General features: G+C 46.6%; 18 protein-coding genes. 1 reads left to right on the top strand and 17 read right to left on the bottom strand.

Translation table 11 applies throughout. From position 1 onward, the window contains the following. Positions 1-113: 113 nt before the first annotated feature. The 17 genes from ACO0KV_RS12120 to ACO0KV_RS12200 form a co-directional block, all read right to left on the bottom strand. Complete coding sequence (locus ACO0KV_RS12120) at positions 114-2,384, bottom strand: Orn/Lys/Arg decarboxylase N-terminal domain-containing protein (RefSeq protein ID WP_423042788.1); 2,271 nt, start codon at positions 2,382-2,384, stop codon at positions 114-116. Positions 2,385-2,775: 391 nt separating this feature from the next. Continuing rightward, positions 2,776-3,564: a MipA/OmpV family protein gene (locus ACO0KV_RS12125; RefSeq protein WP_423042789.1), complete on the bottom strand. Its 789-nt coding sequence runs from the start codon at positions 3,562-3,564 to the stop codon at positions 2,776-2,778. 15 nt (positions 3,565-3,579) lie between these two features. Beyond that, a complete protein-coding gene (locus tag ACO0KV_RS12130; RefSeq protein ID WP_423042790.1) occupies positions 3,580-4,152 on the bottom strand; it encodes a DUF4337 domain-containing protein in 573 nt (190 codons plus the stop codon). Between the two features lie 8 nt (positions 4,153-4,160). Further along, positions 4,161-4,643 carry a dihydrofolate reductase gene (locus ACO0KV_RS12135; protein ID WP_423042791.1) on the bottom strand — a complete coding sequence of 161 codons (483 nt, stop codon included), beginning with the start codon at positions 4,641-4,643 and terminating at the stop codon, positions 4,161-4,163. A gap of 18 nt (positions 4,644-4,661) precedes the next feature. Next, on the bottom strand, positions 4,662-5,456 hold the full coding sequence (locus ACO0KV_RS12140; RefSeq protein ID WP_423042792.1) for a thymidylate synthase: 795 nt from the start codon (positions 5,454-5,456) through the stop codon (positions 4,662-4,664). Positions 5,457-5,738: 282 nt separating this feature from the next. Further along, positions 5,739-7,352: a sensor histidine kinase gene (locus ACO0KV_RS12145; protein WP_423042793.1), complete on the bottom strand. Its 1,614-nt coding sequence runs from the start codon at positions 7,350-7,352 to the stop codon at positions 5,739-5,741. 352 nt (positions 7,353-7,704) lie between these two features. After that, the gene (gene fdx, locus ACO0KV_RS12150) at positions 7,705-8,043 is read right to left on the bottom strand and encodes an ISC system 2Fe-2S type ferredoxin (RefSeq protein WP_423042794.1); all 339 of its coding nucleotides are present in this window, start codon (positions 8,041-8,043) and stop codon (positions 7,705-7,707) included. A 121-nt stretch (positions 8,044-8,164) separates the two neighbouring features. After that, positions 8,165-10,030: a Fe-S protein assembly chaperone HscA gene (gene hscA / locus ACO0KV_RS12155; RefSeq protein WP_423042795.1), complete on the bottom strand. Its 1,866-nt coding sequence runs from the start codon at positions 10,028-10,030 to the stop codon at positions 8,165-8,167. A gap of 61 nt (positions 10,031-10,091) precedes the next feature. Next, positions 10,092-10,595 (bottom strand): Fe-S protein assembly co-chaperone HscB, encoded by a 504-nt coding sequence (hscB, locus tag ACO0KV_RS12160; protein ID WP_423042796.1) that lies wholly within the window; start codon positions 10,593-10,595, stop codon positions 10,092-10,094. Positions 10,596-10,612: 17 nt separating this feature from the next. Then, on the bottom strand, positions 10,613-10,936 hold the full coding sequence (iscA, locus tag ACO0KV_RS12165; protein ID WP_423042797.1) for an iron-sulfur cluster assembly protein IscA: 324 nt from the start codon (positions 10,934-10,936) through the stop codon (positions 10,613-10,615). 41 nt (positions 10,937-10,977) lie between these two features. Further along, positions 10,978-11,364 (bottom strand): Fe-S cluster assembly scaffold IscU, encoded by a 387-nt coding sequence (iscU, locus tag ACO0KV_RS12170; protein WP_423017884.1) that lies wholly within the window; start codon positions 11,362-11,364, stop codon positions 10,978-10,980. A 78-nt stretch (positions 11,365-11,442) separates the two neighbouring features. Then, a complete protein-coding gene (locus ACO0KV_RS12175) occupies positions 11,443-12,696 on the bottom strand; it encodes an IscS subfamily cysteine desulfurase (RefSeq protein ID WP_423042798.1) in 1,254 nt (417 codons plus the stop codon). A 16-nt stretch (positions 12,697-12,712) separates the two neighbouring features. Then, positions 12,713-13,195: a Fe-S cluster assembly transcriptional regulator IscR gene (gene iscR / locus ACO0KV_RS12180; RefSeq protein WP_423042799.1), complete on the bottom strand. Its 483-nt coding sequence runs from the start codon at positions 13,193-13,195 to the stop codon at positions 12,713-12,715. A gap of 171 nt (positions 13,196-13,366) precedes the next feature. Continuing rightward, entirely contained in the window at positions 13,367-13,567 is a 201-nt protein-coding gene (locus ACO0KV_RS12185) for a VF530 family DNA-binding protein (protein ID WP_423042800.1), read from the bottom strand. 17 nt (positions 13,568-13,584) lie between these two features. Further along, the gene (locus ACO0KV_RS12190) at positions 13,585-14,454 is read right to left on the bottom strand and encodes a hypothetical protein (protein ID WP_423042801.1); all 870 of its coding nucleotides are present in this window, start codon (positions 14,452-14,454) and stop codon (positions 13,585-13,587) included. Positions 14,455-14,598: 144 nt separating this feature from the next. Beyond that, positions 14,599-16,116, bottom strand: coding sequence for an aldehyde dehydrogenase family protein (locus tag ACO0KV_RS12195; protein WP_423042802.1), 1,518 nt, complete (start codon positions 16,114-16,116; stop codon positions 14,599-14,601). A 157-nt stretch (positions 16,117-16,273) separates the two neighbouring features. Continuing rightward, the gene (locus ACO0KV_RS12200; RefSeq protein ID WP_423042803.1) at positions 16,274-17,365 is read right to left on the bottom strand and encodes a saccharopine dehydrogenase C-terminal domain-containing protein; all 1,092 of its coding nucleotides are present in this window, start codon (positions 17,363-17,365) and stop codon (positions 16,274-16,276) included. A gap of 142 nt (positions 17,366-17,507) precedes the next feature. Here ACO0KV_RS12200 and ACO0KV_RS12205 point away from each other — a divergent pair, with 142 nt between their 5' ends. Beyond that, on the top strand, positions 17,508-17,957 hold the full coding sequence (locus ACO0KV_RS12205) for an Lrp/AsnC family transcriptional regulator (protein ID WP_423042804.1): 450 nt from the start codon (positions 17,508-17,510) through the stop codon (positions 17,955-17,957). Positions 17,958-18,055 lie beyond the last annotated feature (98 nt).

Below are 18,055 nucleotides of genomic sequence, written 5' to 3' on the forward strand. Positions count from 1 at the left end.
GCTTGTATCAATGATAATTTATGTGTAACTATGGTCGGGCTCAAATGTAAAAAAGGCCTGAATTTTTTATATTTCAGACCTTTTTATAACGCATCGCTTTAATTACATTTTATTTATTTGGAGCCTTCAGCTTCAGATTTAACGCAGTCAACAAAATAACCACGTTTCCCATCGACTTCGGCTTTTACGAGGCCATGGCAATCTGTTTCGAAGCCAGGGAATTTCTCATTAAAGTCACGGACAAATCGCAGATAATCAACGATGGTACGGTTGAAGCGTTCGCCCGGAATCAACAGTGGAATGCCCGGTGGATATGGTGTCAACAAGATAGCGGTCACGCGACCTTCCAGTTCATCGATAGATACGCGTTCGATTTCACGGTGCGCCATCATCGCAAACGCATCGGATGGTTTCATCGCTGGTTGCATATCAGACAGATACATCTCAGTCGTTAAGCGAGCAACATCGTGACCTTTGTACGCCTCGTGGATGCCCTGGCACAGATCTTTCAGGCCAGCACCTTCGTAACGTGGATTCGCTGCTGCAAACTCCGGCAAAATGCGCCAAATTGGCTGATTTTTATCGTAGTCATCTTTAAATTGCTGTAGCGCAGTCAGCAATGTGTTCCAACGGCCTTTTGTAATGCCGATGGTAAACATAATAAAGAATGAGTAGAGACCGCATTTCTCAACGATAACGCCATGTTCGGCCAGATACTTGGTTACGATAGACGCAGGGATACCGGTTTCGCCGAATTTGCCTTCTAGTGACAGACCTGGCGTGACAATGGTTGCTTTAATCGGATCGAGCATGTTGAAACCAGCGGCTAAGTTGCCGAAGCCATGCCAGTCATCTTCTGCACGAATAATCCAGTCTTCACGTGAGCCAATGCCATCTTCTGCAAACTCTTCTGGACCCCAGACCTGGAACCACCAGTCTTTACCCCATTCCTGATCAACTTTGCGCATTGCACGACGGAAGTCGAGTGCCTCCAGAATAGATTCCTCAACCAGTGCTGTGCCACCTGGCGCTTCCATCATCGCTGCAGCGACGTCACATGAAGCAATGATTGAGTATTGTGGCGATGTCGACGTGTGCATCAGATAGGCTTCATTGAAGCTGTCTTTGTCGAGTTTGCGCGTCTCGGATTCGCGGACCAAAATTTGTGATGCCTGAGAAATACCCGCCAACAATTTATGTGTCGATTGGGTCGAGAAAATCATTGAGGATTTCGCACGAGGACGATCCTTGCCGATTGCATGCATATCTTTGTAGAAATCGTGGAAAGTTGCGTGTGGCAACCATGCTTCATCGAAATGCAAGGTGTCAATCTGACCATCTAGCAAGTCTTTGAGCACTTCAACGTTATACAAAACGCCGTCATAGGTGGACTGTGTGATCGTTAAAATGCGCGGTTTTTTGTTCTTCGCTTCGCGGGCAAATGGATTTGCTTCAATTTTCTTCATGATGCTTTCCATGCTGAATTCTTCCAGCGGGATAGGACCAATAATGCCAAGGTGATTGCGTGTTGGCATCAGAAATACAGGGATTGCGCCACACATAATGATAGAGTGCAGAATCGATTTGTGGCAGTTACGATCGACGACAACGATGTCGCCGGGCGCCACCGTTGAGTGCCACACCATCTTGTTAGACGTGGACGTACCGTTGGTCACGAAGTAGCAGTGATCAGCATTGAAGATGCGTGCGGCATTACGTTCAGACGCAGCAACTGGGCCTGTGTGGTCAAGTAACTGTCCTAGCTCTTCTACCGCGTTACAAACGTCGGCACGTAACATGTTTTCACCAAAAAACTGGTGGAACATCTGTCCGATAGGTGACTTTAAGAACGCGACACCACCGGAGTGTCCTGGGCAATGCCATGAGTAGGAGCCGTCGTTAGCGTAGTGAACCAGTGCTCTGAAAAACGGTGGGGCTAGGCTATCGAGGTAAGAGCGCGCTTCACGGATAATATGGCGGGCAACAAACTCTGGCGTATCTTCAAACATGTGAATGAAGCCATGTAGTTCTCGCAAGATGTCATTGGGAATATGGCGTGAAGTGCGTGTTTCACCGTACAGATAAATAGGAATATCCGCATTTTTGTAACGAATCTCTTCCACAAAAGCGCGCAGCGACTTCAGTGCGTGATCGGTTTCTTCAAAACTACCGGCACCAAATTCTTCATCATCAATAGACAGGATGAATGCAGAGGCGCGTGATTGTTGTTGCGCGAATTGAGACAAGTCGCCATAGCTGGTAACGCCGAGTACTTCCATGCCTTCAGTCTGGATGGCATCTGCTAGAGCACGGATGCCCAAGCCTGAGGTATTTTCTGAACGAAAATCTTCGTCAATAATAACGATGGGGAAGCGGAATTTCATGGTGGTCTCCAAAAGACTTGGTACGAGGGAGACGCCTGGGCAAGTTAAATCAACCGCTTGCGCGCCGAAAAATTCAAAAAAAGATAGGTAAAAAGACCTGAGCGTGATCTGAAAGCGTCCGGTTTTATACTGATCTTAAACGAACCGAATTCTCTCAGATAACTGGGGCTCTATGTGAAAAAAAACAGCCATTTTTTTGCATTGAAATGATAATTTCATGCGATTGTCACCAAGTTGTCACGGGTGTCGTATGTTGCATCGCAAAATCCCTTTGTAAGCGAATTTTATTTAGGTTTTTATCTGTATTTTTTGCGGGAAAGCGAAGAAAAAAATGAGCGCATTATGCGCTCATTTTTGTTTGCTCCCTATTACATACAAATTAAGCTTGTCTTTAAAAGCGATAGCTCGCAGCAGAATAGATACTAATAGGCGTTTTTTCAAAAACAAATGGACTCTTGGTGACGTCTGAGGAAAATCGACTGACCGAGGCGCCGGTAGTTAATGACCAATTTGCGTCAATTGTCCAGTGCCAACTTGTGCTCAATTTAATATCAATCAGTCCTGAGCTTGGGGTGTACGGAGAATAGCCACTTGCCATCGATTGTTGCTCGGTCACGCCAAAGTATGACTGCATATAAGAACCATTGACCCAATTTGCCCGCAATGTCGCTGTAATGCGATGTTGCTCATTAATTGCCGTCGTAAAGCGTGCCCCAACGCTTGTCTGCAAACCATTGTGTCCTACGCCTGAACCGTAGCGGATTGAGGACAGTAAAGAGTAATTCTGGTTTAGATTGTAATTTAGGAAAGCGCCTGGTTCGATGGCCGTATCTACATCACCTAAGCCCTGCAATTTTGGCGATGAAGATTCATCTCGTGCTGCTTCTAGACTTAAACGTACACCATACTGAAGCGCAGGATCTTTGGAGAAATTGTAGCCTAAACCGTTGACGGAGCTGAAAAACGCGCCATTCTTCCATTGGGCGTCAAATAACGGGTATACCTTCGCCTGACGGTCGTCAGAACCAAAATATCTTGGTTTGAATAAAACGACGCCACCCAACGAAAAGTTGATCTCTTTTGGTAGGTAATACTCAGGAATTGTTTGAACAAATTCTGAGGTTTGCGCTTGCGCTACGCAAGAGCTCACAAGAAGCAAGATACTTAAAAGCTTTTTCATTTGATTTCTCGCTAATTAAATGTGAAGCCAAGCAAGTCCAGCTAGTATAACGCCAATTCCAGCTACGCCATAAGAGACTACGTTGAGCCATTTTTTCTTGGTCAGTAACGTGATTGCGGCGAGTGAGATGGCAATCTGTACCGCCGTCATTGCTTGCGCCCAACGATGGTGTTGGTGAAGTTCTAATTCCGAGGCTTCTTCCCATTTAGTTGCTTCAGCCTCAAGTTCGTCTGCTTTTTTCTTAATTTCTTCTTTTTCTAGTTTGTAGCGCGCAACTTCAGTCTTATATTTTTCAGCATCAGTGCCAGGTAGGCTTATCGCCAGTTCAGCTAGATTTTGTTTATTTGATTTCGACTGGTAGAAGTTCCACTGGTTGGATGCTTCTGTTTTTTTAATCGCGGCCTCATTTTTGTACATTGCTGCATTATTTTGCGTGGCGCCGCCTTGGTAGCCAAACAAGGCACCAATTGTTGCTAAAATGGCAGTCATTACCGCTATGCGGCTTGCGAATTGGTCGTTGCCGTGGGCTGCTGCATGCTCTACTTCGTGATCATGGGGGCCGTGTACGTGAAATTCATCGCTGGACATAATAATTCCTATTTTTTTTCGTAGATAACAAATGCGTATTTCAGTTGATTTGTTGCCGATGTATGTACTTCGCGTGCGGTTTCTTTCCAAATTTTCGCGTCGATATTTGGAAAAAACGCATCGCAGGCGAACTTCTCTTGTATTTCTGTTACAACAAGCCTGTCAGCTAACGCTAACGCTTGTTGGTAAATCTGCGCACCACCAATAATAAATGTGTCTTCATCACTGATTAAAGACAGCGCTTCTTCCAAAGAGTTCACGGTTTCGGTGCCTTCGTGATGCCATTCTGGATTGCGAGTGACTACAATGTTGCGTCGATTTGGTAGTGCTCGGCCAATCGATTCAAAAGTGTTTCTCCCCATGACAATAGGATGACCGCTTGTCATTTTTTTAAAATGTGCGAGATCCTCCGGTAAATGCCATGGCAGGGTATTATTGATTCCTATACCGCGTAGCCCGTCAAAGGCGACAATGATGCTTAATGATGACATAGTAACGGATCCTTTGTATCAAACTGCAACGGGAGCTTTGATATGAGGATGGAATTCATAGTTAATGAATTCAAAATCATCAAACTGGTATTCGAACAGGCTCGCTGGTTGCTGTTTGATTTTTAAAGTCGGTAACTGGTGAGGCGCACGTGACAATTGCTCTGCGACTTGTTCCATGTGGTTTGAATAGAGATGACAATCACCGCCTGTCCAGATGAAATCGCCGACGCCAAGCCCACATTGTTGAGCGATCATATGGGTCAGTAGTGCATAAGAGGCGATATTGAAAGGAACACCAAGAAATATGTCCGCACTGCGCTGATAAAGTTGGCAAGATAGCTTGCCATCAGCAACATAAAACTGAAACAATGCGTGACAAGGTGGTAACTTCATTTGTGGAATATCTGCGACATTCCAAGCGGAGACAATCAAACGACGAGAATCAGGGGTGGATTTGATTTGGTCGAGCAACTGCGAAATCTGGTCGATATGCTTACCATCAGGTGTAGGCCAATTGCGCCATTGTGAGCCGTATACGGGACCTAAATCGCCATTGTCATCTGCCCAATCATCCCAGATTGAAACGCCATTATCCTTGAGGTATTTGATATTGGTCGAGCCAGCTAAAAACCAGATTAACTCATGAATAATTGATTTTAAGTGCAACTTTTTTGTCGTAACTAAAGGGAAGCCTTCGTTCAGATCAAAGCGCATTTGGTAGCCAAATACAGACACGGTACCGGTACCTGTTCGGTCAGTTTTTTTTGTTCCGTGTTGCTGGACGTGACGCATGAAGTCGAGGTATTGGCGCATGATTGCTTGCTTTTTGGAAATGTTTGGTACGAAAAATGAGGCGCTAGTATACCTTATCCTCGGGAAGAAGCCTGTTGTATTGGTTGCAAAAAGAAGCCGTTACGATATTTTTTCTTTCAATGCAACATCCAGACTTCCTTTATTTTGAGACTTGATTCGCTGCTGAGCTTCCTGATCTAAGTGTTTTCCATTATTCTATGAGAGCCTCATGGTCGTCACTCAATCGATAGCCCATGTGGCTCAAGCAGAAAGCAGCGCAGAAGTCGTGCATAAAAAGGACTACTATCGACTATTAAAGAGTGGATCCTTTGTTTCAGGGTCGCCGGGCGCGATGAGGGGTAATTTAATTTCGAATGTTGATCCTCGGTCGGGCACACTGGAAACGTGGATGGTACCACCCAAGACATTTGTAATGATGTTGAAGGTAATACTCAGCCCCAATCCGCTGCCGCCCTGGCCAAATTTAGTAGTAAAAAACGGTTCAAAAATGCGGTTAACGATTTCAGCAGGAATGCCTTTGCCGTCATCACTAAAAATAACCATGACATAGTCGCCCATCTTTAATGCTTTGCACAGCATGTGGCCTTCGGTTCGACCTTCCAGCCCATGAATGACAGAGTTGTTCACCAAATTGGTAAAAACTTGTCCGAGCAGACCGGGGTAGCTATCGAGCTCAATATCCTCAGGTATATCTAGTTCCAGTGTGAACGGTGTTTTGCGCAAGCTGGAATGGAGTAAGGCGCTCAATTCTTGCAGCATCACCAAGAGTCCAAATTTACGACGTTGCGCACTTGATTGATCTACTGCCACTTGTTTAAAATCGCCAACGAGATGTGCAGATTGTTGAAGTCCGCGCAGTAGTAGTTTAGTGGAGTCGAGTGCCGTCACAGCATAACGGGTCAGATCTGAACGCCGGATTTGACCACTTTCTACCATTTGTAAAAGGTGGCGTGTTTCTTCTTCTAGGGTGCTGGCAACCAGTAGGCAGTTACCCAATGGGGTATTGAGCTCATGGGCAACGCCTGCGACCATTGATCCAAGTGCAGCCATACGTTCTACTCTGGCGAGCTCCGCCTGAGCAGAGTTGACGTTGGTGAGAGCTGCCTCCAGATTATGGTTGACGCTTTCTAGTTCTTGGGTGCGCTGACGTACTTTAGATTCCAGCGTGCCAGAGTACTCAAGTAATTGATGGTTTTTTACCTCAAGTTCACCAAATGACCTCTTTAAAGCCTGTCTCGTCGCTTCCAGACTATTGGCCAAATGGCCGAGCTCGTCTTCGCGATTGAGGGCAATAGGATCATTGAGCTCGCCGTTTGCAAGTCTGTCGGATTCGTCCATCAACAGTCGAACTGGCTGAACCAGGCGCCATTGGAGAACAAGTAGAATAAAGAAAATCGCCATAAGTAGCGAGAGCACCGCAGTCGTAACGTAGCGGCGGAAATCAGAGCGTAGACTTTCTTGCAGTAGATCTTCAGCGAGTGTGAGGCGCACTTCACCGATGACCTGACCGCCATGTTTGATTTCTCTCGACATGGTTGTAAACGGGCCTTTTTGTGTTTGGCGACGAATACTGTTTTTAATAAATTCTTTTTTATCCGGTAAGGTAATGACTTCAATGGTCGCAACCCGAGGGTCGGAGTAGACAACTTCAATCGAAATATTGGCGATTTCAGGTGTGATTTGCCACAGAGGCTCACTCAGAATAACTGACAGGATTTCAACAAGACGGTTGTGATCTTCGGCATTTCGCGCGCGCGCGGCGATTTCGATACTATTGATATGGTAAGGAATCAGCAGCGCAGCAGGGACGGTAAGTCCAAAGACAACCGCTAGGATGATCGCTAATCTGAGCGTAATACGGCGGCGAATGGCAGAGAAAATATATCTAAACCGCATTGCATATCCTTGTGCGTCGCTGTTCTGTGTGGTGCTGCTGTAAGGCAAGCTTTGCGCTTTGCTATTAACCGTCCTGCCGAGAATTGCCCATATTATTAACTGATTTGAATGTAAATTGTGGACAACCGGTAAATACTAAGAGTTTTTTTCTCTTAGAGCAAGAAGATGATTGCCTTTATACTTACATGCAACAATAAAAATATCGTCGCCCTCTATTTTTATCAAAAAATTTATCGATTCCCTATATCTTGCTGATGGTGATGTTTTTATCTTGATGCGGTGTGCAGCGTACAATCCCGAACTGACAGCGGGTTTTGTTTCGCCAACGCATGTTTGTTGGCGAAAGTTCGCGTCAATGATGTTCTCTTGCGTGGTTGATGGTGTATTTTGGAATCTCAATGGTAATGTCTTGCTGGCCTAATTTTACTTGGCAAGAGAGGCGAGATGTCGCTTCTAGTCCCCATGCGGCATCAAGTAAATCCTCTTCGTCGTCGGTTGATTGATTTAAAGAGCGAAAACCTTCACGTATAACGACATGACAGGTTGTGCAGGCGCAGGACATTTCGCATGCATGTTCGATTTCAACGTCATTTTCGACGAGTGCTTCACACAAGGATTTTCCTTCTTCGGCGTCAATCACGGTTCCTTGTGGACATAACTGAGGATGGGGGAGAACGATAATTTTAGGCATGTAAGTCTCATTTTCTTTCAAGTTTGTACTGCTCAAGATGCACTCTCAGATCTTCTTGATGCGAAAGTCTTGTCGTTAGTCTAAGCCATCTTTGTGATAGTCGATCTTCTATGGGTGGCTATCAGGCAATGTCATTGAGTTTTTTTCCCGCTAGGGCGCTACGCACACTTTGGTCCATTCTTCGGGCGGCAAAATCTTCAGTGCCATTTGCAAGATCGGTGATTGCGCTATGCAATTTCTCGTGATTATCCTCTTGCATTTGCGTCTTAACAGCTTGCATTAAGCGAGTGATGACGTCGAATTCAGCCTCTGAAATGAGGTGCCGGTCAGCATCTAAAGCAGATTGTGTTGCAAGTAAAATACGCTCGGCTTCTACCTGTTCTTCGCGAAGTGCGCGTTGTTTCATATCCGCGTCCGCCGAGCTGAAGGAATCCTGCAGCATGCGGGTGATGTCATCATCGCCTAGACCATAGGACGGTTTTACCGTAATTGCCGCTTCAACTCCTGAACGCAACTCACGGGCAGAGACGGAAAGCAACCCATCTGCATCTACCTGGTAAGTAATCCGTATGCGTGCCGCACCGGCAGCCATCGCGGGGATTCCTCTCAATTCAAAGCGAGCTAATGATCGGCAGTCGCTGACCAATTCACGTTCTCCTTGAACTACATGGATTGCCATTGCGGTCTGTCCGTCTTTGAACGTCGTAAACTCTTGCGCCCGTGCGCAAGGAATGGTGGAGTTGCGTGGAATGACCTTTTCGACCAGTCCGCCCATCGTTTCTACACCCAGGGATAAAGGAATGACATCCAGTAGTAGCCAGTCGTCGCCGGGGGCGCGATTGCCGGCAAGAAGATTGGCCTGGATGGCGGCACCGAGTGCGACGACCTTATCTGGATCAATATTTGCCAGCGGTGTTGTTTCAAAGAATTCACCAACTGCTTTACGGACATGTGGCATGCGTGTCGCGCCGCCAACGAGGACTACGCCATCGATATCGTCACTCGATAAACCTGCGTCACGTAGCGCTTTTCGGCATGGGGTGACTGTCTTCAATACCAGATTCTGCGTCATATCAGCAAAGAGGCTTGCAGTGATGTGCAAATGGACGCTTTCGCCCGATCCCAGTTTTGCATCGATGAAGGTGCTCGGTTTGCTTGAGAGGATCTCTTTCGCTTCACGTGCTTTCATCATTAATAAGCTCGTGTCTTCGTCTGATAACGGGGCTAATTTGGACTCTTGCAATACCCAGCAAAACAGACGATGGTCAAAATCATCGCCACCTAATGCCGAGTCGCCACCAGTAGAAAGAACCTCAAACACGCCTTTGCTCATCTTTAAAATGGAGATGTCAAACGTGCCGCCGCCTAAGTCGTAGACGGCATAGGTACCTTCAGATGCGTTATCGAGTCCATACGCGATCGCTGCTGCAGTTGGCTCGTTTAAGAGGCGTAATACGTTTAAGCCGGCAAGTTTGGCGGCATCTTTAGTTGCTTGGCGCTGTGCGTCGTCAAAGTATGCCGGAACCGTAATAACTGCACCGACGAGATCATCACCTAATGCGTCTTCTGCCTGCTGGCGTAGTGTTGCTAATATCTGCGCAGAGACTTCAACCGGACTCTTTATACCAGCTACCGTCTTGAGTTGCACCATGCCAGGCTCATCATGAAAATCGTAAGGCAAATTTTCTGCATAGGCGATATCTTTGAGGCCGCGCCCCATGAACCGTTTGACTGAAGCAATGGTATTTTTTGGATCGTTGCTTTGCTCAGCTTGTGCTTTAAAACCAATATGTGCATGTCCATTTGGCAAATAGCGAACGACTGACGGCAACAGTGGGCGGCCTTCTTCGTCGTTCAGCACTTCCGGGATGCTATTGCGGACAGTTGCTACTAATGAATTTGTCGTGCCCAAATCGATGCCGACTGCCAGACGATGTTGGTGTGGGGCGGTGGACATGCCTGGTTCTGAAATTTGCAATAAAGCCATGGTATTTGAGGAGGATGGCAAGCCATCTGGTAAGCGCAGTAATGCGTAAGGTTAATCGACGTTATTCTTCTAGTGCCGCAATATCAGCAATAAATTTTTCTAGAAACATGCAAGTTCTTATTTGTTGTGCAGCAGAGGCGTAGTTCATTGCATCCAGCGATTGTGTAACAAAGGCAAGTTGTTCCTTTAGTGCTTGATGTAATTCTTTTTCAAGAGCGATCAGTGCACTGAGGTTGTTTGTCTGGCGCGCATCATCGAAGGCTTCGCGCCATTCCATCTGCTGCATCAGAAATTGTGCTGGCATGCTGGTATTGGATTCTGTTTCCAGATCAACACCCTGCAGTTCACATAGATAAGTAGCGCGTTTGAGTGGCTTTTTCAGCGTTTGATATGCTTCATTAGCCCGGGTTGCCCATTGCATGGCAACCCGTTTTTCCGCTTCACTTGCTTGCGTAAACTTATCTGGATGAACTTGATTCTGGACTTCATGGTATGCACGATCCAACTGTTGCATGTCCAGCGAAAATTGCTGAGGTAACTGGAATAGCTCAAAATGGTTTTGCATAACAGTATTCTGATCGATTAGATGCGGAAGCTTTCGCCGCAACCACACTCATCTTTGACGTTGGGATTGTAGAATTTGAAACCTTCATTTAAGCCTTCACGTGCAAAGTCGAGTTCCGTGCCATCGATGTATGGCAAACTTTTCGGATCAACAAATACCTTTACACCATGAGATTCAAATACCGAATCATCATTTCCTACTTCGTCCACATATTCGAGCTTATACGCCATACCGGAGCAGCCCGTGGTGCGTACGCCAAAGCGCAGGCCTATGCCTTTGCCGCGTCGTTCCATGTAACGGGTGACATGCTTCGCTGCTTTTTCTGTCAGTGTAATTGCCATACTGCTCCCCATCCTTGTTGCGTCAATTCTTCGCTGCTTTATTATGCTGCGTTGTGTTTATTTTTGTAATCCAGTACTGCTGCCTTGATCGCATCTTCTGCCAAAATAGAGCAGTGGATTTTGACTGGTGGCAATGCTAATTCTTCCGCGATAGCAGTGTTTTTGATCTCTAACGCCTGATCCAATGTTTTGCCTTTGACCCATTCTGTTACCAGAGAGGAGGAGGCGATGGCTGAACCGCAGCCGTATGTCTTGAATTTTGCATCTTCGATGACGCCATCAGCGCCGACTTTGATTTGCAGTTTCATCACGTCGCCGCAAGCAGGTGCGCCAACCATACCAGTACCAACGCTGTCATCGCCTTTTTCGAATGCGCCAACGTTACGTGGATTTTCGTAGTGATCTAAAACTTTGTCTGAGTAAGCCATTTTGATGCTCCTGAAATTGTGTGCTGCTGATTTATCAGCGATTGTCAGGGTGAATTTGCATTCACCCTGAACGTGTTATTAGTGCGCCGCCCATTGGATACTGGAGATATCAATGCCGTCTTTGTACATATCCCACAAAGGTGACAAAGCGCGTAATTTCTCGACTTTCGTTTTCAATAAATTGATGGTGAAGTCAATATCTTCTTCTGTCGTAAAGCGGCCGATGGTGAAGCGGATCGAGCTATGTGCCAATTCGTCGCTGCGACCGAGTGCGCGCAAGACATAAGATGGCTCCAGACTGGCAGATGTACATGCAGAGCCGGAAGAAACGGCAATGTCCTTGATTGCCATAATTAGCGACTCACCTTCAACATAATTGAAGCTGACATTCAGATTGTGCGGTACACGGTGATCCATGTCGCCATTGACGTAAGTCTCTTCAATTTCTTTGAGACCATTTGCCAGACGATCGCGCATCGCGCGGACGTGGCTCAGTTCGCTTTCCATTTCTTCTTTTGCGATGCGGAACGCCTCACCCATGCCAACGCATTGATGTGGTGCTAATGTGCCAGAGCGGAATCCTCGCTCATGACCGCCACCGTGCATTTGTGCTTCCAGGCGTACGCGTGGTTTGCGGCGAATGTAGAGGGCGCCAATGCCTTTAGGGCCATATGATTTATGTGCGGAGAAAGAAACCAGATCGACTTTAACTTTTTCAAGATCGATTTCAACTTTGCCGGTTGCTTGCGCCGCATCGGAATGGAATACGATGCCACGTTCACGGCACAGTTCGCCAATTTCAGCGATAGGCTGGATGACGCCAATCTCATTGTTAACCCACATGACTGATACCAGAATGGTGTCAGGGCGGATCGCTTCTTTTAACTGTTCAATCGTGATCAGACCATTGTCCTGCGGTTGCAGGTAGGTGGCCTCAAAGCCTTGACGCTCGAGTTCACGCACCGTATCGAGTACCGCTTTATGTTCGGTTTTTACGGTGATAATGTGCTTGCCTTTGGCTTTGTAAAAATTCGCTGCGCCCTTGAGTGCAAGGTTGTTGCTTTCGGTTGCGCCAGATGTCCAGATGATTTCGCGTGGATCAGCGTTCACAAGTGCCGCGACATTGCCACGTGCTTCTTCAACAGCGGCTTCTGCATCCCAACCGTACATGTGGCTACGTGAGGCGGGATTGCCAAATTGTGCGCGTAAAAATGGAATCATTTTGTCTGCGACGCGCGGATCAACCGGCGTTGTCGCGGAATAATCCATGTAAATAGGGAAGTGTGGGGACTTCAGTGTGTCCAACAGACTTTGTTCCAGTGGTGCGTTCATTCAAGACTCCAAATATTCAAGAAGCAGTGTGATTGGCATGCGCCTGATGCACGACAATGACTTGGTTTTCCGAGATTTTTTGTTTTTGTTGATTGACCAGATCCTGTAATGAGACTGAATCCAGATAATCAACCATTTTAGCGTTTAGTGTGGCCCACAAATCGTGAGTCATGCAGTGCAGGCCATTGCTGATATCGCTACCATGACAATTTCCTTTGCCACCGCATTGCGTTGCATCAAGGGGTTCGTCAACAGCAATAATAATATCGGCCACTGTCACGTTTTGTGCTTTACGGGCGAGATTATAGCCGCCACCCGGACCACGCACAGATTCCACGATTTCATGGCGGCGCAGTTTTCCGAACAGCTGCTCAAGATACGACAAGGAAATGTCTTGGCGCTGGCTGATGCCAGCGAGCGTGACGGGCCCCTTATCTTGGCGTAATGCCAGATCTATCATTGCTGTGACGGCGAATCGTCCTTTGGTTGTAAGGCGCATGTTGTTGCTCCGGTGCCTGTGGCAAAAAATCCTATGCCCTGAGTTGTTGAGCATTTTGATCAAGTATAGCAAACTTGAGTGATTCTGTCAGGTACTCGGTATTTTCGGTTTATGAGAGGGAATATCAGATGGCGAAGAATAACTAAGGTGTTGCTTGATGTTGTGCGATGATTAACATTCCAAAAACAACTGTTCCACTTTTTGTCTTGCCCACGGGGTTTTACGTAAAAATTTCAAGCTCGATTTTATACTAGGATCGCTGATGAAGCAGCGGATCTGAATTCTTGCCGCAAGGTCTTCCCAGCCGTATTGATCTACTAATTGCGACAGGATCGTTTCGAGAGTGACGCCGTCAAGTGTTTTTTTTTGCATTTCTTATATTTTCGTTTTTATGGTTTGAACCAGAGTTCTTGTCGGTTGAACGGTAATTTTTGGCTATCGAGTAAGGGGTTGCTTAACTCGATGATTGTACGGCGCTTAATATTTGCTTTTTGAATCGATTCACGGTGGTATTTTTGAAAAATACGCTCGAATTGACCGTCGGCGACAATGCGCTCCATTCCTGAATTAAGATCTCTCGCAAACGCCGATTTTCGTGGTGATACAAAAAAATAGTAAGCAGTAGGATAGTGAAGCACAATATGACGCTCGACTTCCAGTGGTGATGCAGAATGCGCTGCTAACTCCCCCCAGATTTCAAATATTGCGCGCGGAAAATAGTCAAATCGATTGACCTCTAACATTTTAAATGATGCTTCGTACGTTGATGATGACACAACATTCAAATTGTTGCTTTGTAGTATTTCAGTATCTGGCCAATCATGAACTTGACCAGCATCAAATTTTTGCAGGTCAATGAGTGTTTTAACTTGTTTGAGCAGATCTCTTTTTTTATTTGTTACGAACGATATTCGCCAACCCAGTGTTCCTTTATCAAGCGGGATTCTGATGGGAATCAAATTATTTTCACGTTCATTTGTTGACATTGTCCAGAGAAGATCGAGTCTGCCTGTTGGCGAAGTGGTCTCATTGATGGCACGTGATTGTGGGTAGTGTTCGTTGCTTGGTTGTGGGAGATATTTGTTAGGAAATTGACGCAAAGCTGCGTTTAGAACTTCCAAAATGAAGTCGATATGCGGGTCTATCTTGGCGGTTGATCTTGGATAATAAATCACCTCGCTACTGTAGGCGTGATTGCTTAGTCCGGCGATCAATAGTGCGCCTGCCACAAGACAAGAAGATAAAAAGTATTTATACATTGGCAACTGGTATGCAGTTTTAACTGAAATGTCGATTTGATTTTAGCCCAAGATGCCATAAATTATTCATCAAGCGTCAAATAAAAAAGCTGCCAGCGTATTCTGGCAGCTTATGATTTTTGGCTTCAATTAATTTGCTACGTTTTAAATATCGAAGCTGATCCCTTGCGCTAAGGGAAGGGAGTTACTGTAATTGAAGGTATTTGTGGTACGACGCATGTAGGCTTTCCAGGCATCAGAACCAGATTCTCGACCGCCCCCTGTATCTTTTTCACCACCGAATGCACCTCCGATTTCAGCGCCTGAGGGGCCAATATTAACGTTCGCAATTCCGCAGTCGCTCCCTACAGCCGAAACAAATTTTTCGGCTTCGCGCAGATCCGTTGTAAAAATAGAGGAGGAAAGCCCTTGTGGTACTTCATTATTCCAATCAATTGCCTGTTGTAAATCGGTGTAGCGGACGATGTACATGATCGGTGCAAAGGTCTCGTGATGCATCGCCTGCGTCTGGGTTGGCATTTCAACTAGTGCTGGGTGCACGTAGAAGCCATCTTCACAGCCGCTGACTAAAGCACGTTCGCCGCCGAATACCTGACCTTTTTCACTTTTTGCGATTGCGAGAGCACTTTGCATGGCATCAAAAGAAGCGCGATCGATCAGTGGTCCGACCAAGGTTCCTTTTTCAAGTGGGTTGCCGATCGGCAGTCCTGCATAGATTTTTTTAAGCCTTGGAACGAGCGCATCGTAAATGTTGTCATGAACAAACAGTCTGCGCAGCGTTGTGCAGCGTTGACCCGCTGTGCCAACGGCAGAGAAAGTGATGCCACGGACTGCCATTTCGATATCTGCGCTTGGTGCGACGATCATGGCGTTATTACCGCCGAGCTCAAGGATTGTGCGGGTAAGTCGCTTAGCACATGCTGCAGCAACCTGGCGTCCCATACGGGTGCTGCCTGTAGCGCTGACTAAGACGACGCGTTTGTCATCAACCATTTGTGCGCCGGTTTCGCGGCTACCGATAATCAATTCCGATAGACCTATTGGCGCATCGGCGCCAAATCTGGCAACCGCTTTCATGAATAAAGCGTGCGTGGCCAGCGCGGTTAATGGTGTCTTTTCGGACGGTTTCCAGGTGACACTATTGCCGCAGACAAAAGCAAGTGCGGCGTTCCAAGCCCAAACGGCTACTGGGAAGTTAAATGCAGAAATAACGCCAACGACGCCAATCGGATGCCATTGCTCCATCATGCGATGACCGGGGCGCTCTGAGGCAATCGTTAGACCATAGAGTTGACGAGAAAGACCAACGGCGAAGTCGCAGATGTCGATCATCTCTTGCACTTCTCCCAATCCCTCCTGCAAAATTTTTCCAGCTTCAAGTGTGACGATTTTTCCGAGTGCTTCTTTGTGTGTCCGCAACTCTTCCCCGAATAGCCGTACCAGTTCGCCGCGGCGCGGTGCAGGTACTTGGCGCCACTGCAGGAATGCGGCGTGCGCGCGCCCAATACGCGTCTTGACTTCATCAGCGCTGTCTGCGCGCAGACTGGCAAGTGTTTTGCCGTCAATGGGGGAAATGCTTAAGATATCGTTGCCTTGGTAATCACTGATATGAACGCCGAGGTCTACGAGTAATGTGTGAAGTGTGGAGTTATCCATGGTCATCGCTTCAGAAAGTGAGATGGCAAACGCACAGGTTGATTACAGTTTGTGTGCTCTGCCACGTTAGAATAAATAAATCCGTACGAATCAAAGACTATATAACGCGGCTTATTTTTGATAAGCCTTGTTCCTAGAATGAATTTGAGCAGTTATTTTTTTATTATACGGCGTAATATTTGCCGAAACGATTTGCTAGGAAATCGGATAGATTGGTCTGTTCCTGACGAACCAAGCCGTGCTGAGGTAATTTGCCGTTTACAACCAGATCAACCATGGAGCAGATTCCTGATGCGGTCGTTAATTGAATCGCTGATAGCAGTTGGCCGTTGACGGTTTGTGCGTAGATTTTTTTTGCGTAGGACTCTTGCTCCAAGCGTCCTGCACGCATACCAACGACGCTGACAAACACTAATACGACATCCTGTTTTGTCATTGGAATCGATGTTTCAAGAACGTCCTTCAAAATAGGGCGACGCTCTAATTTCCCTAGTTCTAAATCGCGAATCAACATTTTCACAATGTCACGATGGCCCGGATAGCGCACTGTTTTATAATTCAGATTTTGTACTTTGCCCTCCAGACTTTCGCAAAGTGTACCTAGACCACCTGAGGTATTAAAGGCTTCGTAATCGATCCCATCCAGTGAAAAGTGTTCGATTTCTTCTAACGCCGCTGTTTCACGCAATTGACCGTCAACAATTGCCTCACAAGGATTGCAATACTCGTTGATTAGACCATCGGTACTCCAAGTTAGATTGTACTTGAGGGCATTATTTGGAAAAGTGGGCAGGGCACCAACACGCATACTGACATCACGCAGTGAATCGAATTTTTTTGCCACATCGTTGGCGACGATAGAAATGAACCCAGGTGCAAGGCCGCACTGTGGAACAAAGGCGCAGTCCGCACCTTCTGCGAGCTGTTTTACAACTCTGGTGCTTTCGACGTCCTCCGTTAGATCAAAGTAGTGAGAATTAGCCTCACGTGCAGCGCCGGCAATAATCGGTGTCAGGAAATAAGGGCATGCCGATAATGTCACTTTATGGCCGCGAATCAGTTCAGTCACCGTCGTCTTATCGCCAAGATCCGCCAGAACGACGCGTGTACTTGGAAATCCCGCCTGCTCAACGTACTTAAGGCGCTCAGGATCACGATCCGCAACAGTGATTTCGTAATCCCCTGTGTGTGATAGGAGATTAAGGATTGCGTCACCGATTTTGCCTGCACCGAGAAGGATAAGTTTAGTTGCCATGAGTTGTCTCCGGAAGTAATGTTTTTAATCGTGTTCCTAAAACAAGTCTAGACTGAAATTTTGTCAGATAATAGCGCTAAAATTATCGTCAAAATGCTGTCTCGAACTACAATATGACTAACTTAAACGACAAAGTGACCGTATGAAGCCTGAACTCGATGAAGTGGACAACAAAGTGCTGGCCTTATTGATGGATGATGCCCGTCTGCCAGTAACAACAATCGCTAAACATATTGGGGTTGCAAGAACGACTGTGATCGCGCGCATCGCCGCTCTTGAAAAGCGTGGAGTAATTGCTGGTTACGGCGTCAAACTCAATCAAAAAATGGTTCAACCATCGGTGCGTGCTTATGTTGGATTGTCAGTTGAGGCGCGTTACGCATCGGCACTGATTAAATTTCTGCAATCATTGCCAGAAACCGAAACATTGTGCGCAGTAAGTGGCGCTATTGATTACATGCTGACATTGCGTTGTGATACGACAGATACATTAGATAGTTTGTTGGATCGTATTGGCGCAATGGATGGCGTTAGGCAGACGTCGACTTCGATTATTTTAAGTAAGCGTATCGATCGAGGCGCGTTGCAATGAAATAAATGCTTTTCGTTGGTATGCTCACTACTGTGCTCGTGTAACAATGAATGCCCTGTAAGCAGGGGGCGCGATCAAGCCCAGATTTACTTGCTCAA

Source organism: Undibacterium sp. RuRC25W (genome assembly GCF_049339825.1).
GTDB lineage: Bacteria > Pseudomonadota > Gammaproteobacteria > Burkholderiales > Burkholderiaceae_D > Undibacterium.